24 protein-coding genes are annotated in these 23,022 nt (G+C 65.5%); 13 read left to right on the forward strand and 11 right to left on the reverse strand.

Going from position 1 to position 23,022, the window contains the following annotated elements; translation table 11 throughout:
* Window positions 1-95: 95 nt before the first annotated feature.
* The 6 genes from IB261_RS22125 to IB261_RS22150 form a co-directional block, all read right to left on the reverse strand.
* Window positions 96-722, reverse strand: a complete 627-nt coding sequence (locus tag IB261_RS22125; protein ID WP_081520247.1) for a 3'-5' exonuclease — start codon at window positions 720-722, stop codon at window positions 96-98.
* Entirely contained in the window at window positions 719-2,509 is a 1,791-nt protein-coding gene (locus IB261_RS22130) for a DUF294 nucleotidyltransferase-like domain-containing protein (protein ID WP_192381138.1), read from the reverse strand. The genes IB261_RS22125 and IB261_RS22130 overlap by 4 nt, the downstream gene beginning before the upstream one ends.
* Before the next feature lie 75 nt (window positions 2,510-2,584).
* Complete coding sequence (locus IB261_RS22135) at window positions 2,585-4,240, reverse strand: cation acetate symporter (protein WP_081520245.1); 1,656 nt, start codon at window positions 4,238-4,240, stop codon at window positions 2,585-2,587.
* Window positions 4,237-4,548: a DUF485 domain-containing protein gene (locus tag IB261_RS22140; protein ID WP_081520244.1), complete on the reverse strand. Its 312-nt coding sequence runs from the start codon at window positions 4,546-4,548 to the stop codon at window positions 4,237-4,239. Before IB261_RS22140 ends, IB261_RS22135 begins: the two co-directional genes overlap by 4 nt.
* Before the next feature lie 213 nt (window positions 4,549-4,761).
* Window positions 4,762-5,703, reverse strand: a complete 942-nt coding sequence (locus IB261_RS22145; RefSeq protein WP_151187951.1) for a WaaS/CpsH family glycosyltransferase — start codon at window positions 5,701-5,703, stop codon at window positions 4,762-4,764.
* Between the two features lie 280 nt (window positions 5,704-5,983).
* Window positions 5,984-6,838 carry a glycine betaine ABC transporter substrate-binding protein gene (locus IB261_RS22150; protein WP_081520242.1) on the reverse strand — a complete coding sequence of 285 codons (855 nt, stop codon included), beginning with the start codon at window positions 6,836-6,838 and terminating at the stop codon, window positions 5,984-5,986.
* A gap of 283 nt (window positions 6,839-7,121) precedes the next feature.
* On the opposite strand from IB261_RS22150, the gene IB261_RS22155 reads away from it, so the two are divergent.
* Both IB261_RS22155 and IB261_RS22160 read left to right on the forward strand, forming a co-directional pair.
* The gene (locus IB261_RS22155; RefSeq protein WP_192381137.1) at window positions 7,122-7,343 is read left to right on the forward strand and encodes a DUF2061 domain-containing protein; all 222 of its coding nucleotides are present in this window, start codon (window positions 7,122-7,124) and stop codon (window positions 7,341-7,343) included.
* A 74-nt stretch (window positions 7,344-7,417) separates the two neighbouring features.
* Window positions 7,418-9,016: a glycoside hydrolase family 17 protein gene (locus tag IB261_RS22160; RefSeq protein ID WP_192381136.1), complete on the forward strand. Its 1,599-nt coding sequence runs from the start codon at window positions 7,418-7,420 to the stop codon at window positions 9,014-9,016.
* Here the strand turns inward: IB261_RS22160 and IB261_RS22165 are convergent.
* Both IB261_RS22165 and IB261_RS22170 read right to left on the reverse strand, forming a co-directional pair.
* Entirely contained in the window at window positions 8,970-9,386 is a 417-nt protein-coding gene (locus tag IB261_RS22165; RefSeq protein ID WP_192381135.1) for a lysozyme inhibitor LprI family protein, read from the reverse strand. The genes IB261_RS22160 and IB261_RS22165 overlap by 47 nt on opposite strands.
* A complete protein-coding gene (locus tag IB261_RS22170; RefSeq protein ID WP_192381134.1) occupies window positions 9,383-9,745 on the reverse strand; it encodes a hypothetical protein in 363 nt (120 codons plus the stop codon). The genes IB261_RS22165 and IB261_RS22170 overlap by 4 nt, the downstream gene beginning before the upstream one ends.
* Window positions 9,746-9,855: 110 nt before the next feature.
* Here IB261_RS22170 and IB261_RS22175 point away from each other — a divergent pair, with 110 nt between their 5' ends.
* The 5 genes from IB261_RS22175 (at window position 9,856) to IB261_RS22195 (ending at window position 14,229) form a co-directional block, all read left to right on the forward strand.
* The gene (locus IB261_RS22175; RefSeq protein ID WP_192381133.1) at window positions 9,856-10,422 is read left to right on the forward strand and encodes a hypothetical protein; all 567 of its coding nucleotides are present in this window, start codon (window positions 9,856-9,858) and stop codon (window positions 10,420-10,422) included.
* A 69-nt stretch (window positions 10,423-10,491) separates the two neighbouring features.
* Complete coding sequence (locus tag IB261_RS22180) at window positions 10,492-10,977, forward strand: GNAT family N-acetyltransferase (protein ID WP_138215232.1); 486 nt, start codon at window positions 10,492-10,494, stop codon at window positions 10,975-10,977.
* A gap of 85 nt (window positions 10,978-11,062) precedes the next feature.
* Entirely contained in the window at window positions 11,063-12,412 is a 1,350-nt protein-coding gene (mlaY, locus tag IB261_RS22185) for a lipid asymmetry maintenance lipase MlaY (RefSeq protein WP_081520236.1), read from the forward strand.
* Window positions 12,413-12,416: 4 nt separating this feature from the next.
* On the forward strand, window positions 12,417-13,229 hold the full coding sequence (locus IB261_RS22190; RefSeq protein WP_151187955.1) for an MlaA family lipoprotein: 813 nt from the start codon (window positions 12,417-12,419) through the stop codon (window positions 13,227-13,229).
* 139 nt (window positions 13,230-13,368) lie between these two features.
* Window positions 13,369-14,229 carry a pirin family protein gene (locus tag IB261_RS22195; protein WP_151187956.1) on the forward strand — a complete coding sequence of 287 codons (861 nt, stop codon included), beginning with the start codon at window positions 13,369-13,371 and terminating at the stop codon, window positions 14,227-14,229.
* 77 nt (window positions 14,230-14,306) lie between these two features.
* Here IB261_RS22195 and IB261_RS22200 read toward each other — a convergent pair whose 3' ends face one another.
* Window positions 14,307-15,503, reverse strand: coding sequence for a patatin-like phospholipase family protein (locus tag IB261_RS22200; protein ID WP_192209766.1), 1,197 nt, complete (start codon window positions 15,501-15,503; stop codon window positions 14,307-14,309).
* A 46-nt stretch (window positions 15,504-15,549) separates the two neighbouring features.
* Window positions 15,550-16,482, reverse strand: a complete 933-nt coding sequence (locus IB261_RS22205; RefSeq protein WP_192381132.1) for a lipid A biosynthesis lauroyl acyltransferase — start codon at window positions 16,480-16,482, stop codon at window positions 15,550-15,552.
* A 144-nt stretch (window positions 16,483-16,626) separates the two neighbouring features.
* Between IB261_RS22205 and minC the strand changes: the two genes are divergently transcribed.
* The 5 genes from minC to IB261_RS22230 all read left to right on the forward strand — a co-directional run bounded on the left by minC (window position 16,627) and on the right by IB261_RS22230 (window position 20,820).
* A complete protein-coding gene (minC, locus tag IB261_RS22210; protein WP_192381131.1) occupies window positions 16,627-17,574 on the forward strand; it encodes a septum site-determining protein MinC in 948 nt (315 codons plus the stop codon).
* 61 nt (window positions 17,575-17,635) lie between these two features.
* Window positions 17,636-18,451 (forward strand): septum site-determining protein MinD, encoded by an 816-nt coding sequence (gene minD, locus IB261_RS22215; RefSeq protein ID WP_017522034.1) that lies wholly within the window; start codon window positions 17,636-17,638, stop codon window positions 18,449-18,451.
* Complete coding sequence (gene minE, locus IB261_RS22220) at window positions 18,448-18,702, forward strand: cell division topological specificity factor MinE (RefSeq protein ID WP_045210300.1); 255 nt, start codon at window positions 18,448-18,450, stop codon at window positions 18,700-18,702. The genes minD and minE overlap by 4 nt, the downstream gene beginning before the upstream one ends.
* Before the next feature lie 77 nt (window positions 18,703-18,779).
* Complete coding sequence (locus IB261_RS22225; RefSeq protein ID WP_017522036.1) at window positions 18,780-19,415, forward strand: RluA family pseudouridine synthase; 636 nt, start codon at window positions 18,780-18,782, stop codon at window positions 19,413-19,415.
* 115 nt (window positions 19,416-19,530) lie between these two features.
* Entirely contained in the window at window positions 19,531-20,820 is a 1,290-nt protein-coding gene (locus IB261_RS22230) for a M18 family aminopeptidase (RefSeq protein WP_081520220.1), read from the forward strand.
* Window positions 20,821-20,874: 54 nt separating this feature from the next.
* On the opposite strand, the gene IB261_RS22235 is transcribed toward IB261_RS22230, so the two are convergent.
* Window positions 20,875-21,591, reverse strand: a complete 717-nt coding sequence (locus IB261_RS22235) for a UTRA domain-containing protein (RefSeq protein WP_081520219.1) — start codon at window positions 21,589-21,591, stop codon at window positions 20,875-20,877.
* 331 nt (window positions 21,592-21,922) lie between these two features.
* Here IB261_RS22235 and IB261_RS22240 point away from each other — a divergent pair, with 331 nt between their 5' ends.
* Window positions 21,923-22,981 carry an ABC transporter substrate-binding protein gene (locus IB261_RS22240; RefSeq protein ID WP_192209767.1) on the forward strand — a complete coding sequence of 353 codons (1,059 nt, stop codon included), beginning with the start codon at window positions 21,923-21,925 and terminating at the stop codon, window positions 22,979-22,981.
* Window positions 22,982-23,022 lie beyond the last annotated feature (41 nt).

Below are 23,022 nucleotides of genomic sequence, written 5' to 3' on the forward strand. Positions count from 1 at the left end.
CGGGTTTGCGATTGGCCAGCGCTTGTAATGTCCGACCGGGAGGGTGCGCGGAAGATTCAAAGAATCTGCGCGCGCCAGGCTCAGCTCAGGTCAGCTCAGCTCAAGTCGCGGGGCAGCGAGCCCTTGCGCAGGCGCAGGAACATCAGCGCGGCGGTGCGCGCATCGCCGATGGCGGTATGGCGGCCTTCGATGGGGATATCCAGATTGCGCGCCAGGGTATCGAAGCGCAGGTCCAGGTGCAGGTCGGGAAAGCGCCGGCTCATCTTGCGATGGTAGATCTCCGAGACCTCCACGCGGGGGTTGTCCAGCCGCGCGCCGAACTGTTCATGCAGGTGCCGGCGCAGCACCGCGACGTCGAACGACAGGTAGTAGCCCAGCAGCGGCCGTTCGCCGATGAAGGCCTGCACCCGGCGCAACGCCTCCACCAGCGGCATCTGGCCTTCGAGATCGGCACGACGCAGTTTGTGGATGCGAATCGACTCGCCGTCCAGCGACGGCGGCGGCTCCACCAGCAACTCCAGGCGCTCGCCGAGGATCAGCTTGCCACGCCGGATCACCACCGCGCCGATGCTGAGGATGTCAGCCTTGCGCGGGTCGAGACTGGTGGTCTCCAGATCCAGCGATACCAGCTCTTCCGCCTCCGCCGGATCGTGCCGCCACCAGTAGAGGCGGCGGCGCCAGGCGGACCAGTGCGGATCGGGGGCAGCGACGCAGGCGTTCATCGGGTCTCCAGGTGAAATTGGCGGGTCAGGCTCTGCTTGAACTTCTTCACCGTGTGCAGCCCGAAACGCAGCAGGTCGCGCTCGTGGCGGCTGAGACGGGAAACATCGAGCCCTTGTTCGCGGCCATCGCGCTGGCCCTCCAGTTGCTGGCGCAGGCGCAGCTGGAGGAACAGCTCGAAGGCTTCGCTCAGGTTGTCGACCAGCGACTCATCCAGCACGCCGAGCGCCTTCAGCGCGGCGAGGCGGCCGAGGGTGCCGCGCTCGTCCAGCCCTTCGCGCACGGCGAGCACGCGTGCGCCGTGGACAATGGGGAAGATGCCGCCACGCTTGACGTCCAGGTGAGCATCCTGGGTCTTGAGCTGGCCGAGGAAAGTCAGCGGCGTATCGAATTGCAGCGCGGGGAGGGCCAGGTCGCTCATCCAGCGGCTGCTGTCGCCGGCCAGCTCGTACAGGCAGTCGCGCAGGCTGTCGAACAGCCTCCGGTTGCCTGCCACCGGCCAGGCATCGGCGAGAATCGACAGGCGCATCAGTTGTTCGGGGCGACCTTGCAACGGCAGCTCGCGCAACTCGCGCTGCCACTCCGACAGCGGCTTGCACCACTCCGGCCGACTGGCCATCACACCACCGGGGCACGGTGGATAACCGAACGCCAGCAACGCGGCGGAGAAGCGCTGCATCAGCAGCAGGCCCTGCTCCACCGGCAGGCCGTCATCGAGAATCAGCGCGTTGTCCTGGTCGGTCTTGAGCAGCTGTTCCGCGCGTCCTTCGCTGCCCATCACCAGCAGGCAGCAACGGCCGCGCAGCACCGGCGGCACCTGCAGTTCGAACAGGCGCTCAAGCAGCTGTTCGTTGAGCGCGCTGACCAGTTGCATGATGAAGCGCAGGCGGATGCCATTGCCCGCCAGGGTCGCAATCAGGGTGTGCAGGGTCTCGGCGGCGGCGCGCAGCTCGGCCTCGCTTTCAGCGCGGGCGATGCGCAGCGCCAGCACGTGGGAATGGGTGGAGAACAGGCTGAGCACCTGGGTCAGGTGCAGCAGGCCGACCACCCTGCCCTCCTCGCACACCGCCACGCGTTCGATGCGCTGGCGAGTCATGAGGATCATCGCGTCGAAGAGGAAATCGCCCAGCTCGACATGGCTCAGCGGACGGTGCGCCAGTGGGCCGATGGGTTGCGCCTCGCTGAAACCGTCGCGAAAGTGCGCGGTCATCAGGTCGGTGCGGGTGACGATGCCCAGCGCGCCATCCTCGCGCACCAGCAGCGCGTCCGCGCCACGGCTGAGTTGCAGGCGCGCCGCGTCGCCCAACGGCAGGCCGGGCTCGACTTCGATGGCCGGTAGCAGGTGTTCGGGGGCGATGCGGGTCAGGATGAATTCGGCAAGGTTCTGCCCGTCGCGACGCTCCAGCTGGCGCTTGCTGGCCAGGTCCGCGCGGAAGAAGCGGGCGAATTGCGGGTTGTCCGTGCACAACTGGTGGAACACCGCCGCCGGCAGTTCGTAGACGATGCTCTCTTCCACCGCCTGGTAGCGGTGCTTGCTGCTGCCGGAGAACAGCCCGCGCACGTCGAACAGGTCCTCGGCGCCATACTGGGCGAACAGCTTGCCGTCTTCGCCGCGCTCCTCGATCACGCCCTTCATCAGCACGAACAGGCAAGGCACCGGCGCACCGGCTTCGAGCAGCACTTCGTCGACCGTGTAGTAGCCCACGCTCAGCGCGTCGCGCAGTTGCTCGCGCTCCAGCGGGCGAAGCTGGTCGAAGGGTGGCGAGGCGAAGTTGAAATCGTCGGACATCCGTCATCCATCCCTGTCAAAAAAGCGGGGCCGGGGGTGTTTCCACCCCCGGCCCCGGCAGGTTAGCTCAGGCTATCAGTGGGCGGCTGCGCCACTGGCACCCAGACCGGTCTGCGAACGGATGAACTGCGGGAAGAAGCGCGCGCGCTCTTCGTCGGCAGCGGTCGACTTGTCGGTGATGGAGAAGAACCAGATACCGATGAAGGCCACGGCCATGGAGAACAGCGCCGGGTACTCGAACGGGTAGATGGGTTTCTCGTGGCCGAGGATCTGCACCCAGATGGTCGGGCCGAGGATCATCAGTACCACCGCGGTGATCAGGCCCATCCAGCCGCCGATCTTCGCACCGCGGGTGGTCAGCTTCTTCCAGTACATGGAGAGCAGCAGCACCGGGAAGTTGCAGCTGGCGGCGATGGAGAAGGCCAGGCCGACCATGAAGGCAATGTTCTGCTTCTCGAACAGGATGCCGAGCACGATCGCGACGACACCCAGGCACACGGTGGTGATCTTCGAGACGCGCAGTTCATCCTTCTCGTTGGCCTTGCCGCCCTTCAGCACGCTGGCGTACAGGTCGTGGGACACGGCCGAAGCGCCGGCCAGGGTCAGGCCGGCAACCACAGCGAGGATGGTGGCGAAGGCCACGGCGGAGATGAAGCCCAGGAACAGGCTGCCGCCGACGGCATCGGCCAGGTGCACGGCCGCCATGTTGTTGCCACCCAGCAGGGCACCGGTGGCGTCCTTGAAGTCCGGGTTGGTGCTGACCAGCAGGATCGCGCCGAAGCCGATGATGAAGGTCAGGATGTAGAAGTAGCCGATGAAGCCAGTGGCGAAGAACACCGACTTGCGGGCTTCCTTGGCGTCACTGACGGTGAAGAAGCGCATCAGGATGTGCGGCAGGCCAGCGGTGCCGAACATCAGCGCGAAGCCCAGGGAGAACGCGGAGATCGGGTCCTTCACCAGGCCGCCGGGGCTCATGATGGACTCGCCTTTGGGATGGACCTTGATGGCTTCGGAGAACAGGGTGCTGATGTCGAAGTTGACGTGCTTGAGCACCATGATCGCCATGAAGGTGGCGCCCGAAAGCAGCAGCACGGCCTTGATGATCTGTACCCAGGTGGTGGCGAGCATGCCGCCGAACAGCACGTAGAGCACCATCAGGATGCCGACCAGCACCACCGCGACGTGGTAGTTCAGGCCGAACAGCAGTTCGATCAGCTTGCCGGCGCCGACCATCTGCGCGATCAGGTAGAAGGCCACGACCACCAGCGAACCGCAGGCGGACAGGGTGCGGATGTCCTTCTGCTTGAGGCGGTAGGACGCAACGTCGGCGAAGGTGTACTTGCCCAGGTTGCGCAGGCGCTCGGCGATCAGGAAGAGGATGATCGGCCAGCCGACGAGGAACCCGATGGAGTAGATCAGGCCGTCGTAGCCGGAGGTGAACACCAGCGCGGAAATGCCGAGGAAGGACGCGGCGGACATGTAGTCGCCGGCGATTGCCAAACCGTTCTGGAAGCCGGTGATGCTGCCGCCGGCGGTGTAGAAGTCGGCGGCGGATTTGCTGCGCTTGGAGGCCCAGTAGGTGATGCACAGGGTCAGGCCAACGAAGGCGACGAACATGACGATGGCGGAGACGTTCAGCGGCTGGCGCTGTACCTCGCCGGTGAGGGCGTCAGCCCAGAGTGCAGGTGCGAACGCGGCCAGAGCGAGGGCCGCAGAAATTCGGCCTTTCATTGCTGGGCCTCCTTGAGGATTTCCTGATTCATGCGGTCGAATTCGCCGTTCGCGCGGCGCACGTAGATGCCGGTGAGCACGAAGGCCGAGAGGATCAGCCCGACGCCCATGGGGATGCCCCAGGTGACGGACGAATCGGCACTGATCTTCGCGCCGAGCAACTGCGGCTGGAAGGCGATGAGCAGGATGAAGAGCACGTACAGGCTCAACATGATCAGGGAGAGCAGCCAGGCGAAGCGCTCGCGCTTGGCCACCAGCTCTTTGAAGCGCGGATTGGTATCAATCCGCTGGTAGATGCTGTCGTTCATTTTGTTCTTGTCCTCACAGCGGGGATGACGCGGATGTCGTCGATCCCTAATTTATTTGAGCGCTGCAAGGGCTCCAGACGACTTTAGTCGTAGCGTTTAGCCAGACTTCGCGGACAAGCCCGGAATAGACGCTGTGAAATAAAAAAATCCCCCGCGAACCCGGAGGTTCGCGGGGGATTTTTCTACATCGGAACAGGCGATTCGGGGCTGGCGTCAGCGCTCGGCCACCAGGCGCTCCATCATCGCGGCAGGGGTGTAGCGGTACAGGGTTTCGGCGCTCACCGGTGCGGGACGGGCCTCAAGGAAGCGCGGCAGGTCGTCCGGCGAATCGACGCCCCAGATGAAGAAACGGCCCGGGTCGTAGAACGACTCCTGCTTCACCCGCGCGTTGGTGGTCAACAGCTTCTTGCCGAAGAACAGGGTCTCCAGCACCCGCAGGGTGTAGCCAGCCTGGCCGGTCTGGTTGACCTCCACCAGCACGTCGGCGCCCAGGGTCATCCGCAGGCTTTCGCGGTAGGGGTAGATGGCGCTGACGTGATACGGCGAAGCCACCTGGGTGGACTTGTCGCGCACGATGTGGAAATCAAGCTCGCAGCCCTGCTTGCGCAGAGCCTCGGCGATGGCCAGCACGGTGGCCGAACGCCCCTTGTCGCGGCCGAGGAACGTGCAGGTACGGCCGGTGCCAGTGCTGCTCGAACTGCTTGCCAGCTGCCTCGCCGCCGCCTCACTGAAGGGGAAGAACTGGTCAAGCCGTTCGACGTCCAGCAGAGAACACTGCTCGGGATCGAAGCTGTAGACGCGGTCGAAGAGGCCGCGCACCGAATCGATGAACTGGCGGTCCACCAGGTCGCGAACCAGCAACACCTTGTGGCCATTGAAGGTGCTTGCGATGCCGGCGTTGATACCGTGCAGCAGCTCTCCCTCGTTGCAGACCAGGATGTCTCCGGGGCGTTCACCATGCCGAGCATTGACTCTCCGGCCCAGCCATTCCAGCGGCATCGGCACCGGCAGGCGCTTGCCCAGTGATCGGAACAACCGATAGATGCGCCGAACGTAGCCGGGCACCTGGACGATACGGACGTCGAAGTTGTCCTTCAGCGACTCGATCATCGCCCGCTCGTACTCGGCCTTCCAGCCCAGGAAGAAGATTTTCACTCGATCAGAACACACGCACTGCAATACCCGTGGAAAGCGACGCAGGGCAACATCGAACCGACAGCCCAACGGGATGCCGACCACTTGCACCAGCGATCGAGGCTCGACGCGAGCCAGTCAATGAAAGAGGTCGATTATCCCCCAGGAACCACAGCCGTGGAAACCGGGCGTCACCCGCCCCTGCATGGCCACCGCGAAGGACGCGCACAAAGAAAATCCCCCGCAGTCGCAATGGCTGCGGGGGATTGTCCTGTATAGCGCGAGGATGCGACCTAGGCGATCACAGCCATTCCTTCACGCGATCGGGGTGCGCCTCGACCCACTTCTTGGCGGCCACGTCCGGCTTCTCGCCGTTCTGCACGGCGAGCATGACTTCGCCGATTTCCTGGCCGTCCTTCCACTGGAATTTCTTCAGGAAGGCCCACACTTCCGGTGCCTTTTTCTCCAGCGCCGGGTTCGCCACGCTATCCACGTGCTCCTCGTCGCCGTAGACCTTTTTCGGGTCTTCGAGGAACTTCAGTTTCCACTTGGCGAACATCCAGTGCGGAATCCAACCGGTCACCGCCACGGCCTTCTTGTCGTTCTCCGCGCGAGTCAGCTCGGAGATCATGCCGCTGCCGGAACTGGCCACCAGCTTGTAGTCCAGGCCGTAGTCCTTGATCGCCTGGTCGGTCTTGAGCATCACCCCGGCGCCGGCGTCGATGCCGACAATGCGGCCGCCGAAATCTTCCTTCTGTGCATTGAGGTCTTCGATGCTGTTGGCTTTCACGTACTCCGGCACGATCAGGCCGATCTTCGCGCCCGGGTAGTTCACGCCCAGGTTGACCACCTTGTCCTTCATCTTCTCGTAGTAGGCGCCGTGGGTGACCGGCAGCCAGGCCGAGAGCATGGCGTCGAGCTTGCCGCGCGCCACGCCCTGCCACATGATCCCGGCGGCGACCGGCATCAGCTTGACCTGGTAGCCGAGCTTCTCGCGCATGATCTCGGCGGCGACGTGCGTGGTCGCCACGCTGTCCGACCAGCCGTCCACGTAACCGATGGTGATTTCCGGCTTGGCCGCCGCACCGGCCAGCCCGGCAGCCGCCGACAGCACCAGCCCTGCGCCCAGGCCCAACAGGCGTCGCATCATTCGCATGGTTTTCTCCCCGTGATTTTATCGGCGCGCCTGGGCGAACCCGGCACATTTCGCGGTCTTGGCCGCCCCTTCATGATCGGCGCACCCTGATGGCGAACTGCTCTGAGAGCGACGCCAAACGGTCCGATCCGCGACAGAACCCGTCCATCCACGACCGCGCCATTCCAACCACGACCCCGCTGCCGGCCTATCGCCTCCATACAGAGGCTCGATTACCCGGCGGGGTTCCCCCGCAGTAGTCTTTCAGCAACGGAGAATCATTCTCGACTGGAGGATCGCCACCATGCTCAAGACCGTCACCTTCACCCTGATGCACTTCGTGATCGCCTTCAGCGTCGCCTACGCGCTGACCGGCAGCATCACCGTGGGCGGGCTGGTCGCGGTGGTCGAGCCGCTGTGCAACGCGGTGGGCTTCCACTTCCACGAGAAGTTCTGGAAGCGCATCGAGGGCAGCGCCGCAGGCGATTCGGCACCGACGCACCACTGGATTCACCGCCACGCGTGAGTGCCCCGCGCAGGCACTGACGGCGGCCGACGGCGTTGCTAAGATGCGCGCCTCGCCACGGTTCGCGTGCTCCCATGCCACAGTCCTCGCGCTTTCCGCTCCTCCCCTATTGCCTCGCCCTGCTGCTTGCCCTGATCGCCCTCTGCGGGCTCTGGTACGGCCTGGGCAAACCGGTGGTCCTGCCCGACGCGGCCACGCCCACGCACAAGCTGCAGTGCGCGTCCTACAGTCCGTTCGCCAAGGACCAGTCGCCCTTCGACCAGCCTTTCGTGCTGCGCCCGGAGCAGATGGACGCCGACCTGGCCCTGCTGGCGACGCGCTTCGACTGCGTGCGCACCTATTCCATGACCGGCCTGGAAGGCATCCCGGCGCTGGCCCGCAAGCACGGCCTGAAGCTGATGCTCGGCGCCTGGGTCAACGCCAACCCGGTGGACACCGAGCGTGAAGTCGAGGCGCTGATCAAGGCCGCCAACCAGTACCCGGACGTGGTACAGGCGGTGATCGTCGGCAACGAGACCCTGCTGCGCAAGGAAGTCACCGGGCGCTACCTGGCCGGACTTATCCACAAGGTGAAGGCCCAGGTGCGCCAGCCGGTGACCTACGCCGATGTCTGGGAATTCTGGCACCAGCACCCGGAAATCGCCCCGGCGGTGGACTTCGTCACCATCCACCTGCTGCCCTACTGGGAAGACAACCCCAGCGGCATCGACGATGCCCTCGCCCATGTGGCGAAGATCCGCGAGGACTTCGGCCGCGAGTTCGCTCCCAAGGACATCCTCATCGGCGAGACCGGCTGGCCCAGCGAAGGCCGCCAGCGCGAGACCGCCCTGCCCAGCCGGGTCAACGAGGCACGGTTCATCCGTGGCTTCGTGCACATGGCCGAAGAGAACGGCTGGCACTACAACCTGATCGAAGCCTTCGACCAACCCTGGAAGCGCCAGAGCGAAGGCGCGGTGGGAGGCTACTGGGGGCTGTTCAGCGCCGACCGCGAGGAAAAAGGCGTGCTCGCCGGGCCGGTCAGCAACCTACCGGGCTGGCCGCAATGGCTGGGGCTTTCCGCCGTGATCCTGCTCGGCGCCCTGCTGGTTGGCGGCCGCCCGGCCTGTGCCCGCAGTGCTTTCCTGCTGCCGCTGGCCGGCGCGCTGGCTGCCGGCTGCATCGGCCTGTGGCTGGAGCTGTCGGTGATCACCAGCCGCTTCTGGGGAGAATGGCTCTGGGCGGCGGCGCTGGCCGGCCTCAACCTGCTGGTACTTCTGCACATCAGCCTTGCGCTGTCGGCCCGCGCGGGTTGGCGCTCGCAGGCGTTCGACGTCCTGCAGCGCCGCGCCGGACTGTGGCTGGCGACCGCCGGTTTCGCCGGCGCGGTGCTGATGCTCGGGATGGTCTTCGACGCGCGCTACCGCAGCTTCCCCAGCGCGGCCCTGCTGTTCCCGGCGCTGGTCTACCTGTGCCGGCCGGTTGCCGCCCCGCGCCGCGAAGCGCTGCTGCTGGCACTGATCATCGCCGTCGGGATTCCTGCACAGCTGGCCATGGAAGGCCCGGGCAATCTTCAGGCACTGGGCTGGGCGGCGGTAAGCCTGATCCTGCTGGGCGCGCTGTGGCGCGGTATGCGCCTGGCGGAGAGCCTCAGCTTTTCAGAGCCGCAAGAAGGTAATCGCGCCGCTGCTGATTGAGCCGCAGCAGGCAACTGTAGAAAACCTGTTGCGCACCGGAAGCGGCGGCGCCGGCATAGCCGACCGCGAAATCGCACTGGCGCTCGCTGAACTTCGCGTAACGCCGGGCGGCATCACGCAACGAGGAGACGGCCTGTTCGTGGTGGGTGCGAGTAATCTGATCGTCCCGCAGGCGCTGGGCCGAACGCTCGACGAGACGCTCTTCCAGGTGATGCAGCTCGAGATTGCTCTGATAGTAGAGTTGCGTGAGGCATTGCACCGAGTCCGCACCAGAGTTCGCTGCAATGCAGTCCTCACCCTCCGCGGGGAAATCACGCGCCAAGGCCAGCGCCGGCAACGCCAGCAACAGCAGTGCGCGGCGCCCGATCACGAACGCACCCGCACCAGGCGCAGCCCGGCCAGCACCACGGCGAAGACGGCGAGCCCGGCGTTGTAGAGCACCAGCGCCGGCAGTGTGACCAGCATGGCCAGCACCGCCAGCCACCAGCCCGCCTGGCGCGGCACGAAGAAGGCCAGCAGCGAAAGCCCCAGCGCCAGCTTGCCGAACACGCCGAAATGAATCGCCCAGCCCAGTTGCGAGCGCGTGCTGCACTCCCAGCGCATGGCTTCATCGGCACAGATGCCCACCCAGCGACTGTCCTCCATCAGGCCGAAACGCAAGCCATAGCTGGCGGCCAGCCAGAGCGCCAGGGCGAGCAGCAGGAGGATCAGGGGCAAACGACGGGACATGGCGCCACTACTCCGGGAGGCGGGAAATCGACACCCAGCATAACCAGCGCCGGGGCCGATGCAAGTGGGGCCAAAGCCTGCTTAAACTTCCTTCACCCACGGAGCCTTCGATGAAGCGATCGACCCTGTTCCTGCTGGTCTGCGCGGCCTCCAGCTTCTGGTGGCTGTGGCCGACCGAACGCCCCCACGCACCGCAGCAGCACAGCCAGGCCCTGCCCGCTGGCGGCTTCCGCGTCGAGCGCTATTCCGTCTATCCGCTACAGGACTTCAGCATCGAGGCCCGCGTGCTCGGCCGCGAGGATTACCGCCTGGGCCGCGAGGCTGAACTCTCGCCCACCGACCTGGCGCTGGGCTGGGGACCGATGGATGATCCGAAGGTACTCGCCGATATCCGCATCAGCCAGGGCAACCGCTGGTTCTACTGGCACGCCGACAAGCTGCCGATCCCTCGCCGCGAACTGGAAACCCACGCCGCCAACATGCACATGATCCCGGCCAATGACGACGTGGCGCGCGCCCTGGCCCAGGTCAGCGCCGGGGAGCATGTGCGCCTGTCCGGCAAGCTGGTGCGCGTGGAGGGCGACGACGGCTGGCGCTGGGTCAGCTCGCTGACCCGCGAGGACACCGGAGCCGGCGCCTGCGAGCTGATCTGGCTGGAAAGCCTGGAGCGTTTCTGAAGCGTCCTGTTGCCAGCGACGCGGGGCTTTGGGCATGCTCCGGAGCATTCGCAGCACAAGGACACCTTCATGCCTCGCGTCACCCTGCGTCCTGCCGCCCCCGACGACATTCCACTGATCCTCGAGCTGATCCGCGAACTGGCCGACTACGAAAAGCTGGTTCACGAAGTGAAGGCCGACGCCCAGCGCATGCACGACCACCTGTTCGGCCCGCGCCCCTATGCCGAAGTGCTGATCGGTGAAGTGGACGGCGAGCCCCAGGGCTTCGCGCTGTTCTTCCACAACTATTCCACCTGGCTGAGCCAGCCGGGGATCTACCTCGAAGACCTCTACGTGCGCCCCGCCGCCCGTGGTGCCGGCCTGGGCAAGGCATTGCTGACCGAGTTGGCGCGGCTGGCGGTGGAACGCGATTGCGGACGCCTGGAATGGTCGGTACTGGACTGGAACGAACCCGCCATCGGTTTCTACCGCAGCCTGGGCGCGCGCCCACAGGACGAATGGACCGTCTATCGTCTAACCGGCGACGCCTTGCGTGACCTGGCGCGCAAGGGCTGAAACGCATATCGCACTTGTAGGAAATGTGCTGGTCTTAATGCCCGGTCACCCTAGAGTTGGCCTCCTCTTGAAAGGACTCCGAACCATGACATTTCTTCGCCGCGTGGCCGCCCTGATCGGCGGCCTCGCACTGGGGCTCGCCGGGCCCGCTTTCGCCCGCGATGTGGATCAGGCCAGCTACGGCTATCCGTTGCTCAACCCGTTCGAGGCGACCATCGCCACTACCCCGCCGGAGCTGCGCCCGCAGTTGCCGACGGACGACGACATCCGCCAGTCGGACTACGCGCTCAAGCTGCGCCCGGAGCGCGAGCATGAGCTGCCGAGCAACTTCTGGCCGGTGAAGAAGCTGCACTACCGCCTGGCCTGGCAGAACCACGAAGCACCGCTGGTGTTCATCATCGCCGGCACTGGCGCCCACTACTCCAGCACCACGCCCGAGTACCTCAAGCGCCTGTTCTACAACGCCGGCTACCACGTGGTGCAACTGTCCTCGCCGACCAGCTGGGACTTCATGGTCGGCGCCTCCCGCGTCGCCACGCCCGGCTACACGCCCGACGACGCCGATGACCTGTACCGGGTCATGCAGGCCGTGCGCGCGCAGCATCCGGACCTGCCCGTCAGCGACTACTACCTGACCGGCTACAGCCTCGGCGCGCTGCACGCGGCCTTCGTCAGCAAGCTCGACGAAACCCGCCGCAGCTTCAACTTCAAGCGCGTGCTGCTGCTCAACCCGCCGGTGAACCTCTACACCTCGGTGAGCAACCTCGACAAGCTGGTGCAGACCCACGTCAAGGGCATCAACGACACCAACACCTTCTACCAGGTGGTGCTGGCCAAGCTGACGCGCTACTTCGAGCAGAAGGGCTATGTCGACCTCAACGACGCCTTCCTCTTCGACCTGCAACAGTCCAAGCAGCACCTCTCCAACGAAGAGATGGCCATGCTGATCGGCGCGGTGTTCCGCTTCTCCTCCGCCGACATCGCCTTCACCTCGGACCTGATCAACCGCCGCGGCCTGATCACCCCGCCCAAGTACCCAATCACCGAAGGCACCAGCCTGACGCCCTTCTTCAAGCGCGCCATGCAGTGCGACTTCGAGTGCTACATGACCGACCAGCTGATGCCGCTGTGGCGCGCCAAGTACGACGGCGGCAGCCTGCCGCAGCTGGTTGACCAGGTCAGCCTGTACGGCGTTCAGGATTACCTGAAGGAGAGCCCGAAGATCGCCGTCATGCACAACGCCGACGACGTCATCCTCGGCCCGGGCGACATCGGTTTCCTGCGCCGTACCTTCGGCGACCGCCTGACGCTCTACCCGCGCGGCGGCCACTGCGGCAACCTCAACTACCGCGTGAACGCTCAGGACATGCTCGACTTCTTCAAGGGACAGGATGCCACGGCCACCGGCATCGCCACCGCGCAGACAGGGAACTGACTCCATGCCACTTCGCCATTCCTGGACTCTCGCCCTGCTGCTGGCCTGCGGCCTCGCCCAGGCCGAGACGCCGCAACCCATAAAGACCCCGACCTCCACCGCCTTCGACATGGCGCCGGACGAGGACGGCTTCAAGCACCCGCTGGACGCGCTGAAGTTCAACCCCGGCCTCGACCAGCGCGAGTTCGAGCGCGCCACCTTCGACGCCCTCAACGTCTATGACCCCTGGGAGTCGTGGAACCGCCGGGTCTACCACTTCAACTACCGCTTCGACGAGTGGGTGTTCCTGCCCGTGGTGAACGGCTACGAGTATGTCACCCCGCGCTTCGTGCGCACCGGGGTGAGCAACTTCTTCAGCAACCTGGGCGAGGTGCCGACCCTGCTCAACAGCGTCGCCCAGCTCAAGCCCGAGCGCGCGGCGAACAGCACCGCGCGACTGCTGTTCAACACCATCCTCGGCATCGGCGGCCTGTGGGACCCGGCCACAGCCATGGGCCTGCCCAAGGTCAGCGAAGACTTCGGCCAGACCCTGGGCTACTGGGGCGTACCGGACGGCCCATACCTGATGCTGCCGATCCTCGGCCCGTCCAACCTGCGCGACACCGGCGGCCTGGTCACCGACTTCATCGCCGCCCGCGAAGTGAATTACCTGAACTACTCCGAGCTCAGCCGCGATTACTGGGAGCTGCCGGTGCTGGAGATCGTCAACAAGCGCTACAGCAACAGCTTCCGCTACGGACAGATGAACACGCCGTTCGAGTACGAGAAGCTGCGCTACTTCTACACCGAAGCCCGGCGCCTACAGATCCAGGAGTAAGCCGGACCGCCGCCTTCGGGCGGCGGTTTTTCTTCCGGGCAATAATCGAATTAATCGATAGTTAGACCAAAAAACTCGCAACCATTCATCCATCAATTGGGACTAGGATGATCTCCATTCACAGATCAAGGAGGTCCCCATGACCCGTTTACGTACCGTGATCGACCAGCACATCGGCCACCCGGCCTCCGACGGCGCCGGCGTGCGCCTGACCCGCGTGATCGGCGGCCCCGGCATCGAACGCTTCGATCCGTTCCTGATGCTCGACCAGTTCGACACGCAGAATCCCGACGACTACATCGCCGGCTTCCCGGCCCACCCGCACCGTGGCTTCGAGACCGTCACCTACATGCTCGAAGGGCGCATGCGTCACGAAGACCACCTGGGCAATACCGGCCTGCTCAAGCCCGGCGGCGTGCAGTGGATGACCGCAGCCCACGGCATCATCCACAGCGAGATGCCCGAGCAGGTGGAAGGCGCCATGCGCGGCTTCCAGCTATGGCTGAACCTGCCGGCGAAGGACAAGCTTTCCCCGGCCGGCTACCGCGACATCGAACCCGAGGACGTGCCCCGCGTGACCACCGCGCAAGGCGTGGGCGTGACCGTGATCGCCGGGCGCTTCGACGATGGCCAGACCGTCACCGAGGGTGCCGTGCAACGACCGGGCACCGAGCCACACTACTACGACCTGGTGCTGCCGGCAGGCACCTCCGTGGCACCGCGCATTCCGGCGGGCCATCGGGTGATGCTCTACGTCTACGAAGGATCGCTCAAGGTACCGGGCGAGCGCGGTGACGAGGCCGTCGCCACCAACCGCCTGGTGCGCCTCGGCCAGGGCGACGAGATCCAGCTGTCCAGCGACAAGGGCGCACGCGTCCTGCTGCTGGCCGGCAAGCCGCTCAATGAACCGATCGTGCAGTACGGCCCGTTCGTGATGAACAGCCGCGAGGAGATCGAGCAGGCCCTGCGCGATTACCGCGATGGTGTCTTTGCCGTCTGAAGCCTCGCCGGCCCCCTGTAGGAGCAGGCCATGCCCGCGATCAGCGGACAAGGTCCGCTGTTACAGGCGTCTGCGGTTTACAGCGACCAGTCTTCCATCCCCAGAAAGCGCGCGATCTCCGCGCGCTTTTCCATGGCGTCGCGATACCCCAGTTCGATCAGAGCGTTGCAGTACCCCGGCTCGAACAGCAGGTAACTGAGCACGCCCGCCCCGCTCGCCTTGGTCGCCCCCGGCCCGCGCAGGAACAGGCGCAGCGGCCTGGGTAATTCGTGGCGGTACTGCGCGGCGATCTCGTCCAGCGGCCGGCTCGGTGAAATCAGCAGCACATCCACCGGCGCCAGCCCCAGCGTCGCCCGACGAGCCTCTTCGGGTACCAGTGAGCTGAGGAAGTTGATGCGGTGCAACAGTTCGATGTCGCCTTCGAGGCTGTCGATGAAGGTGCTGTTCAACAAGTGGATACCCACCTGCGCCAGGCTCGGCGGCTGGCCCGTGCGGTAGTTGGCCACCTGCTCGTTGGCGCTGCCCACCGTGGGGTTGCCACTGACACCGATCACCAGCACCCGGTTCGCGCCCAGGTGCAGCGCCGGGCTGATCGGCGCCTGCTGGCGTACCGCGCCGTCGCCGAAGAACTCGCGGAGAATCTTCACCGGGCGGAACAGCAGCGGTATCGCCGAACTGGCCAGCAGGTGCTCGATCTGCAACCGCGTCGGCACGCCGATGCGCCGGTGGCGCAGCCAGGGATCGATGGTGGCGCGGCCCTGGTAGAAGGTCACTGCCTGGCCGGACTCGTAGCCGAAGGCAGTAACCGCCACCGCACGCAGATTGCGCCGACGCACAGCGGCGGCGATGCCGGACAGGTCCAGCTCACGTTCGAGCAGATAGCGCAGCGGCGTGCTGTCCAGCAGCGCCACCGGCTCGCGCTTGCCCAGCCCCAGCAGGCTGTGGCCAAGGAACTTGAAGGCCTGGCTGAACACGCCGGGCCAGTCGGCGCGGTACACCTGCCCGGTGCGGAAGCCCTTCCAGACCTTGGTCAGCCGCTCCACCGCACCGGTAAAGGACAACGCCCCGCAGGCCAAGCCGACGGCATTGATGGCGCCGGCGGAGGTGCCGACGATCACCGGAAAGGGATTCTCCGCCCCCTCCGGCAACAGTTCGGCAATGGCGGCCAGCACGCCGACCTGGTAGGCCGCCCGCGCGCCGCCGCCGGAGAGGATCAGGCCGGTGACGGCCGATGACCTTGCGGGAGTGGCGGGAGGAGTGGCGGAGTCGGTCACGGCAGAAGTCCTTGTCGCGTCGTTTCCAGCGTAGCCCGCCGGAGCGTTACTTCTTCTTGTCGTAGAGCTTGGGCTCGCCCTCGGGGCGGCTCTTGAAGCGGCGGTGCGCCCAGAGGTACTGCTCGGGCTGGCGACGAATCTCGCTCTCTACCCACTGGTTGATGCGGATGCAGTCGGCCTCTTCGCTCTCGCCGGGGAAGTCTTCCAGCGGCGGGTGGATGGTCAGGCGGTAGCCGGAACCATCGGCCAGGCGCGACTGGGTAAACGGCAGCACCAGCGCGCGGCCCAGGCGGGCGAACTTGGTGGTGGCGGTAACGGTGGCTGCCTGGATGCCGAAAAGCGGCACGAACAGGCTCTGCTTGGCGCCGTAGTCCTGGTCCGGCGCGTACCAGATGGCGCGGCCGGCGCGCAGCACCTTGAGCATGGCGCGCACATCTTCGCGCTCGATGGCGGTGGCGTCGGCGTTATGCCGCTCGCGGCCGGTGCGCTGGACGAAGTCGAACACCGGGTTGTCGTGCTCGCGGTACATGCCGTCGATGGTCTGCACCTGGCCGAGCAATGCCGCGCCGATCTCCAGGGTGGTGAAGTGCATGGCCATGAGGATCACGCCCTTGCCTTCGGCCTCGGCCTTCTTCAGGTGCTCGATGCCTTCGATATGGGCGAGCGTGGCCAGTCGCGCCTTCGGCCACCACCAGCTCATGGCCATCTCGAAGAAGGCGATGCCGGTGGATGCGAAATTTGCCTTGAGCAGGCGCTTGCGCTCGGCGGCGGAGAGTTCCGGGAAGCACAGCTCCAGATTGCGCGCGGCAATTGCCCGGCGACTGCCGACCACGCGATACATCAGCGCGCCCAGCGCACGGCCCAGAGACAGCAGCGCCGGGTACGGCAGCTGCACCACCAGCCAGAGCACGCCGAGGCCGAGCCAGAGCGGCCAATGGCGGGGATGGAGGAACTCACGGCGAAAGGTGGGGCGGTCCATGGAACTTTCCGGTCACGATCAAAGCCCGACATTCTACCTTGCCGACACGTCCTGTGCCTGCCGTGAGGCCTAGCAATCGGCCACGCTTGCGGCTGCCGGGGCGGTCCGCTATAAGTCCAACCATTTTGATGACGCAGTCCGACCATGAGCCAAGCTGACCTTCTCGACCACGATCCCGTATTCCAGCTCAAGGGCAGCATGCTGGCCGTCACCGTTCTGGAACTGGCCCACAATGACCTGCCGCGCCTGGACCGCCAGCTCGCCGACAAGGTCGCCCAGGCGCCCAACTTCTTCCGTGACACCCCACTGGTGCTGGCGCTGGACAAGTTGCCCGACGGCGAAGGCCAGCTCGACCTGCAAGGCGTGCTGGACATCTGCCGCCGTCACGGCCTGCGCACCCTGGCAGTGCGCGCCAGCCGCGAGGAAGACATTCGCCTGGCCACCATGTTCGACATTCCCGTGCTGCCGCCGTCGGGCTCCTCCCGCGAGCGCGCGGTCGAGCCCAAGGACGCCGTCCCGCAGGTGACCGGCGCCGCGCCAGTCCGTCGCCCGCGTGGCGAGAAGCTCTCCGAGAAAGTCGTCGAGCAGGCCGCCGGCGCTGGCTTGCAGGCTGACAAATCCGTGGAGAAGCCGGTTGAGCAACCCGCCGAGGCCAAACCCGAGAAGCCGGTCGATACCGCTGCCGAGACAACCGCCGAAGCACAGGAAGCCACAGCAGAAGCTGCCCCGGAAAAGCCTGCCGAGCCGCCGGCGCCGGTCGTCCGCCCGACCAAGCTGGTGACCACCCCGGTACGCGGCGGCGTGCAGATCTATGCCGCCGGCGGCGACCTGATCGTGCTCGCTCCCGTCAGCCCCGGTGCGGAACTTCTCGCCGACGGAAATATCCATGTGTACGGTCCGATGCGCGGTCGTGCCCTGGCCGGTGTCAAGGGCGACACCAGCGCGCGGATTTTCTGCCAGCAACTGGCCGCGGAACTCGTGTCCATCGCTGGTAATTACAAGGTCGCCGAAGACCTTCGACGCAGTCCGCAATGGGGGCAGGCGGTGCACGTCAGCCTGTCGGGTGACGTGTTGAACATCACCCGCCTTTAACGGATACTGCCGCGACTTTCAGGGACCAGAATTCTTCGTTTTTTCTTTGGGGTGAATCACCTTGGCCAAGATCCTCGTAGTCACTTCCGGTAAGGGTGGCGTCGGTAAAACCACCACCAGCGCAGCCATCGGCACCGGCCTGGCCCTGCGCGGCCACAAGACCGTCATCGTCGACTTCGACGTAGGCCTGCGTAACCTCGACCTGATCATGGGCTGCGAACGCCGCGTGGTTTACGACTTCGTCAACGTCATCAACGGCGAAGCGACCCTCACCCAGGCCCTGATCAAGGACAAGCGCCTCGAGAACCTGTTCGTGCTGGCCGCCAGCCAGACCCGCGACAAGGACGCACTCACCCAGGAAGGCGTCGGCAAGGTCATCGAAGAACTCAAGCAGTCCTTCGACTACGTGATCTGCGACTCCCCGGCCGGCATCGAGAAAGGTGCCCACCTGGCCATGTACTACGCCGATGAGGCGATCGTCGTGACCAACCCGGAAGTGTCCTCGGTCCGCGACTCCGACCGCATGCTCGGCCTGCTGGCCAGCAAATCCGCCCGCGCCGAGAAAGGCGAGGACGCGATCAAGGAACACCTGCTGCTGACCCGCTACAACCCCGAGCGCGTCACCAAGGGCGAAATGCTCGGCGTCGAAGACGTCGAGGAAATCCTGGCCATCCGTCTGCTCGGCGTGATCCCGGAGTCCCAGGCGGTGCTCAAGGCATCCAACCAGGGCGTACCGGTCATCCTCGACGAGGAAAGCGATGCCGGCCAGGCGTACAGCGACGCCGTCGAGCGACTGCTGGGCAAAGAAATGCCCCACCGTTTCCTCGACGTGCAGAAGAAAGGATTCCTGCAACGACTGTTCGGAGGACGTGAATGAGCCTTTTAGATTTCTTCCGCAGCCGGAAGGCGCAAAACAGCGCATCCATCGCGAAAGAAAGACTCCAGATCATCGTCGCCCACGAGCGCGGCAACCGTTCGCAACCGGACTACCTCCCGCAGTTGCAGAAAGACCTGCTGGAAGTGATCCGCAAATACGTGCCCATCGACCAGGAACAAGTCCAGGTCGAGTTGGCCAACCAGGGCAGCTGTTCGATCCTGGAACTCAACATCACCCTGCCGGAGCGTTGATCCGGCCCGGGTGAATCTGCGGCGGCTTCGGCCGCCGCAGTCGTTTCTGTCCCACTTACTTTCGCGTACGAGCTTCCATGCCGCTTTCCCAGATCGAATTCGTCCATGAGGACGCCGCCCTCCTGGTGGTGAACAAGCCTACCCTGCTGCTCTCCGTGCCCGGCCGCGCGGACGACAACAAGGACTGCCTGATCACCCGCCTGCAGGAGAACGGCTACCCCGAAGCGCGCATCGTCCACCGCCTGGACTGGGAAACCTCCGGCCTGATCGTGCTGGCCCGCGATGCCGACAGCCACCGCGAGCTGTCCCGCCAGTTCCACGACCGCGAGACCGAGAAGGCCTATACCGCACTGTGCTGGGGCGAACCCGAGCTGGACAGCGGTCGCATCGAAGCGCCGCTGCGCTACGACCCGCCGACCAAGCCGCGCCACGTGGTGGACTTCGAGCAGGGCCGCCATGCGCTGACCTTCTGGCGCGTCATGGAGCGCCACGGCAACTGGAGCCGCGTCGAGCTCACGCCGATCACTGGCCGCTCGCACCAACTGCGCGTGCACATGCTGAGCATCGGCCACCCGCTGCTGGGTGACCGCCTGTATGCCGAAGGCGAAGCCCTGGAGCTGCGCGACCGCCTGTGCCTGCACGCCAGCATGCTGGCCCTGACCCACCCGCAGACCGGCGAGCGCCTGCGCTTCGAGTCGCCCGCGCCGTTCTGACCGCTCTCTGATCGGCGTGCAACCGTAAACGGTTGTACGCCCGACACCCCCTCCCCAGGCCGCAGATTCGTGCATTTACGTTAAACTTCCGGCCATTCGCTGTCCGGAGTTACCCATGCGTACAGAACTCAACCAGGGCCTGATCGATTTCCTCGCGGCCTCCCCCACCCCCTTCCACGCCACCCAGGCCCTCGCCCTTCGTCTCGAAGAGGCCGGCTACCAGCGCCTGGACGAGCGCGACGCCTGGCGCACCGAAGCCGGTGGTCGCTATTACGTCACCCGCAACGACTCTTCGCTGATCGCCTTCAAGCTCGGCACTGCGCCCCTGCTGGAGAACGGCCTGCGCCTGGTCGGCGCGCACACCGACAGCCCCTGCCTGCGCGTCAAGCCGAACCCCGAGCTGGTGCGCAACGGCTACTGGCAGTTGGGCGTCGAAGTCTATGGCGGCGCGCTGTTCGCCCCCTGGTTCGACCGCGACCTGTCCCTGGCCGGCCGCGTCACCTTCCGCCTGGCCGGCAAGGTCGAGAGCAAGCTGATCGATTTCAGGGCTCCCATCGCGGTGATCCCGAACCTGGCGATCCACCTCAACCGCGAAGCCAACATGGGCTGGTCGATCAACGCGCAGACCGAACTGCCACCGATCCTCGCCCAGGTCGCCGCCGGCGAGACCCGTGACTTCCGCGACCTGCTCGGTGAACAGCTGCAGCTGGAGCACGGCATCACCGCCGACGCCATCCTCGATTACGAGCTGAGCTTCTACGACACCCAGCGCGCCGCCGTGATCGGCCTCGACCAGGCCTTCATCGCCGGCGCCCGCCTGGACAACCTGCTGTCCTGCTTCGCCGGCTTGCAGGCCCTGCTGGGCAGCAGCGACGAGCAGAGCGGCGTGCTGGTCTGCACCGATCACGAAGAAGTGGGTTCCTGCTCCGCCTGCGGCGCCGACGGCCCGTTCCTGGAGCAGGTGCTGCGCCGCCTGCTGCCCGAGGGCGATGCCTTCACCCGCACCGTGCAGCGCTCGCTGCTGGTTTCCGCCGACAACGCCCACGGCGTGCACCCGAACTACGCCGACAAGCACGACGGCAACCACGGCCCGAAGCTCAACGGCGGCCCGGTGATCAAGATCAACAGCAACCAGCGCTACGCCACCAACAGCGAGACCGCCGGTTTCTTCCGCCACCTGTGCCTGGAAAACGAAGTGCCGGTGCAGAGCTTCGTGACCCGCAGCGACATGGGTTGCGGCTCGACCATCGGCCCGATCACCGCCAGCCAGATCGGCGTGCGCACGGTCGACATCGGCCTGCCGACCTTCGCCATGCACTCCATCCGCGAGCTGGCCGGCAGCCAGGACCTGCACTACCTGGCCAAGGTACTCAGCGCCTTCTACGATAGCGCCGACCTGCCCTGACCCGAACGCCCGGCACAAGCCGGGCGTTTTTCTTCCAGCACTCCGCTCCTGCAATCAATCCGGCACTTCCACACTCACGTGGATGGCATCGTGCCGCCAGAACTCCAGGTCACAATCGATGATGCGCCCATGCTGGTCGCCGTTGATGCGGGTGATGCGCAGCGCCGGGCTGCCCTCGGCGACGCGCAGCACGCTGGCTGCCTCGCCGTGCAGGGCCGTGGGCACCATGTCGAAGCGCACGCGGCCGTAACGGATGTCATAGCGGCTGGCATACAACTCTGTGAGTGAGCAGGTCAGGTCGCTGTCGAGAATCCCGGGGAAGTATGCCGGGTTGAGGTAGTGCTCGACATAGAGCACCAACCGTCCATCCACCCGCCGCAGCCGGCGGACCTGGTAGACGCTGGACAACGCCGGCAGCTCCAGCAGCTCGCAGATCGCCGCGCTGGCGGGAATCTGCCGGGCCGACAGCACCTCGGTTTCCGGCACCCGGCCCTGCCCTTCCACCATGGCGTGGTAGTGGCTGCGCACCAGCGGGTTGTACAGCAGCCGCGGCGGCGAGACGAACCAGCCACGACGCTCCTCGCGGTAGATCAGCCCCTGGGCCTCCAGTTGCCCCAGCGCCTCGCGCAGGGTGATCCGCGTGGTGTCGAACAGCTCGCTCAGCTTGCGTTCGGCCGGCAGCTTGCCGCCGGCGCTGAGCAGGCCGCTGTCGATCTGTTCGATGAGTGCGCGGCAGATCGCCGTGACCGTGGGTAGCGCCGTATCGCGCATTCGATTCCCTCTTTTGGACTAGTCCAGCCCCAGAACGGGGCATTTCTTTCCCCCGACGGGGTGCGGTCATCCTAGGAAAGCCCCATGACCGTCCCGTGACAATGCCTTTTCAAGCAGTCGCCATGCCAGTTAACGACACCAGCGTAGCCCAGGCGAATCGGGGCATTGGCGATGGTCTACGCTTTTCCCCTACGACCCGCCGGCCGCTCAGGGCCGGGCCGGCGCGCCTGGGGCTTACATCAAACTGTCATCCGCCCCGCTTAGATTGGCCTGCGTCTTGCTGATCTAGACCACGCTTGAAAACACTGAACGTCATCCGAAGGAGCACCGAATGAAACGCTTGCTTGCTTCACTGCTGGGATCGGCCATTGCCTTGGGCAGCGGCCTCGCCATGGCGGCCACCGCCGATCTGCAATCGCTGGAAGCCGCCGCCCGCAAGGAAGGCCAGGTCAACAGCGTGGGCATGCCCGACAGCTGGGCGAACTGGAAGGACACCTGGAAGGACCTGGAAAGCAAGTACGGCCTCAAGCACATGGACACCGACATGAGCTCGGCCCAGGAGCTGGCCAAGTTCAAGGCCGAGAAAGAGAACGCCAGCGCCGACATCGGCGACGTCGGCGCCGCCTTCGGCCCCATCGCCTTGCAGATGGACGTCAGCCAGCCCTACAAGCCCAGCACCTGGGACCAGGTCCCGGAATGGGCCAAGGACAAGGACGGCCACTGGGCGCTCGCCTACACCGGCACCATCGCCTTCATCGTCAACAAGCAACTGGTGAAGGACGTTCCGCACAGCTGGGCCGACCTGCTCAAGGGCAAGTACAAGGTCACCATCGGTGACGTCAGCGCTGCCGCCCAGGCCGTCAACGGCGTACTGGCCGCGAGCATCGCCAACGGCGGCGATGAGAAGAACATCAAGCCGGGCCTGGAGTTCTTCGCCCAGCTGGCCAAGCAGGGTCGTCTGTCGCTGACCAACCCGGTGATCAACACCCTGGAGAAGGGTGAAGTGGAAGTCGGCATCGTCTGGGACTTCAACGGCCTGAGCTACCGCGACCAGATCGACCCGTCGCGCTTCGAGGTACTGATCCCCTCCGACGGCTCGGTGATCTCCGGCTACACCACCATCATCAACAAGTACGCGAAGAACCCGAACGCCGCGAAGCTGGCCCGCGAGTACATCTTCAGCGACGCCGGGCAGATCAACCTGGCCAAGGGCAACGCCCGTCCGATTCGCGCTGAGCACCTGACCCTGCCGGATGACGTGAAGGCCAAGCTGCTGCCCAACGAGCAGTACGCCAAGGCCCAGCCGATCAAGGACCCCAAGGCCTGGGAAGAGACCTCCAAGCGTCTGCCGCGCCTGTGGCAGGAAAACGTCATCATCAACATGCAATGACGCCCAGCCGCCCCGGCTCGCACCGGGGCGGCCGCGTTCCA

The organism is Pseudomonas sp. PDM20 (genome assembly GCF_014852575.3).
In the GTDB taxonomy this organism is placed as follows: domain Bacteria; phylum Pseudomonadota; class Gammaproteobacteria; order Pseudomonadales; family Pseudomonadaceae; genus Pseudomonas.

Excerpts from the sequence above, each read along its gene's own strand:
- IB261_RS22125 (WP_081520247.1), bottom strand. The coding sequence starts at position 722 with ATGAACGCCTGCGTCGCTGCCCCCGATCCGCACTGGTCCGCCTGGCGC.
- IB261_RS22130 (WP_192381138.1), bottom strand. The coding sequence starts at position 2,509 with ATGTCCGACGATTTCAACTTCGCCTCGCCACCCTTCGACCAGCTTCGC.
- IB261_RS22135 (WP_081520245.1), bottom strand. The coding sequence starts at position 4,240 with ATGAAAGGCCGAATTTCTGCGGCCCTCGCTCTGGCCGCGTTCGCACCT.
- IB261_RS22140 (WP_081520244.1), bottom strand. The coding sequence starts at position 4,548 with ATGAACGACAGCATCTACCAGCGGATTGATACCAATCCGCGCTTCAAA.
- IB261_RS22150 (WP_081520242.1), bottom strand. The coding sequence starts at position 6,838 with ATGCGAATGATGCGACGCCTGTTGGGCCTGGGCGCAGGGCTGGTGCTG.
- IB261_RS22155 (WP_192381137.1), top strand. The coding sequence starts at position 7,122 with ATGCTCAAGACCGTCACCTTCACCCTGATGCACTTCGTGATCGCCTTC.
- IB261_RS22160 (WP_192381136.1), top strand. The coding sequence starts at position 7,418 with ATGCCACAGTCCTCGCGCTTTCCGCTCCTCCCCTATTGCCTCGCCCTG.
- IB261_RS22170 (WP_192381134.1), bottom strand. The coding sequence starts at position 9,745 with ATGTCCCGTCGTTTGCCCCTGATCCTCCTGCTGCTCGCCCTGGCGCTC.
- IB261_RS22175 (WP_192381133.1), top strand. The coding sequence starts at position 9,856 with ATGAAGCGATCGACCCTGTTCCTGCTGGTCTGCGCGGCCTCCAGCTTC.
- IB261_RS22180 (WP_138215232.1), top strand. The coding sequence starts at position 10,492 with ATGCCTCGCGTCACCCTGCGTCCTGCCGCCCCCGACGACATTCCACTG.
- mlaY (WP_081520236.1), top strand. The coding sequence starts at position 11,063 with ATGACATTTCTTCGCCGCGTGGCCGCCCTGATCGGCGGCCTCGCACTG.
- IB261_RS22190 (WP_151187955.1), top strand. The coding sequence starts at position 12,417 with ATGCCACTTCGCCATTCCTGGACTCTCGCCCTGCTGCTGGCCTGCGGC.
- IB261_RS22195 (WP_151187956.1), top strand. The coding sequence starts at position 13,369 with ATGACCCGTTTACGTACCGTGATCGACCAGCACATCGGCCACCCGGCC.
- IB261_RS22205 (WP_192381132.1), bottom strand. The coding sequence starts at position 16,482 with ATGGACCGCCCCACCTTTCGCCGTGAGTTCCTCCATCCCCGCCATTGG.
- minC (WP_192381131.1), top strand. The coding sequence starts at position 16,627 with ATGAGCCAAGCTGACCTTCTCGACCACGATCCCGTATTCCAGCTCAAG.
- minE (WP_045210300.1), top strand. The coding sequence starts at position 18,448 with ATGAGCCTTTTAGATTTCTTCCGCAGCCGGAAGGCGCAAAACAGCGCA.
- IB261_RS22225 (WP_017522036.1), top strand. The coding sequence starts at position 18,780 with ATGCCGCTTTCCCAGATCGAATTCGTCCATGAGGACGCCGCCCTCCTG.
- IB261_RS22230 (WP_081520220.1), top strand. The coding sequence starts at position 19,531 with ATGCGTACAGAACTCAACCAGGGCCTGATCGATTTCCTCGCGGCCTCC.
- IB261_RS22235 (WP_081520219.1), bottom strand. The coding sequence starts at position 21,591 with ATGCGCGATACGGCGCTACCCACGGTCACGGCGATCTGCCGCGCACTC.
- IB261_RS22240 (WP_192209767.1), top strand. The coding sequence starts at position 21,923 with ATGAAACGCTTGCTTGCTTCACTGCTGGGATCGGCCATTGCCTTGGGC.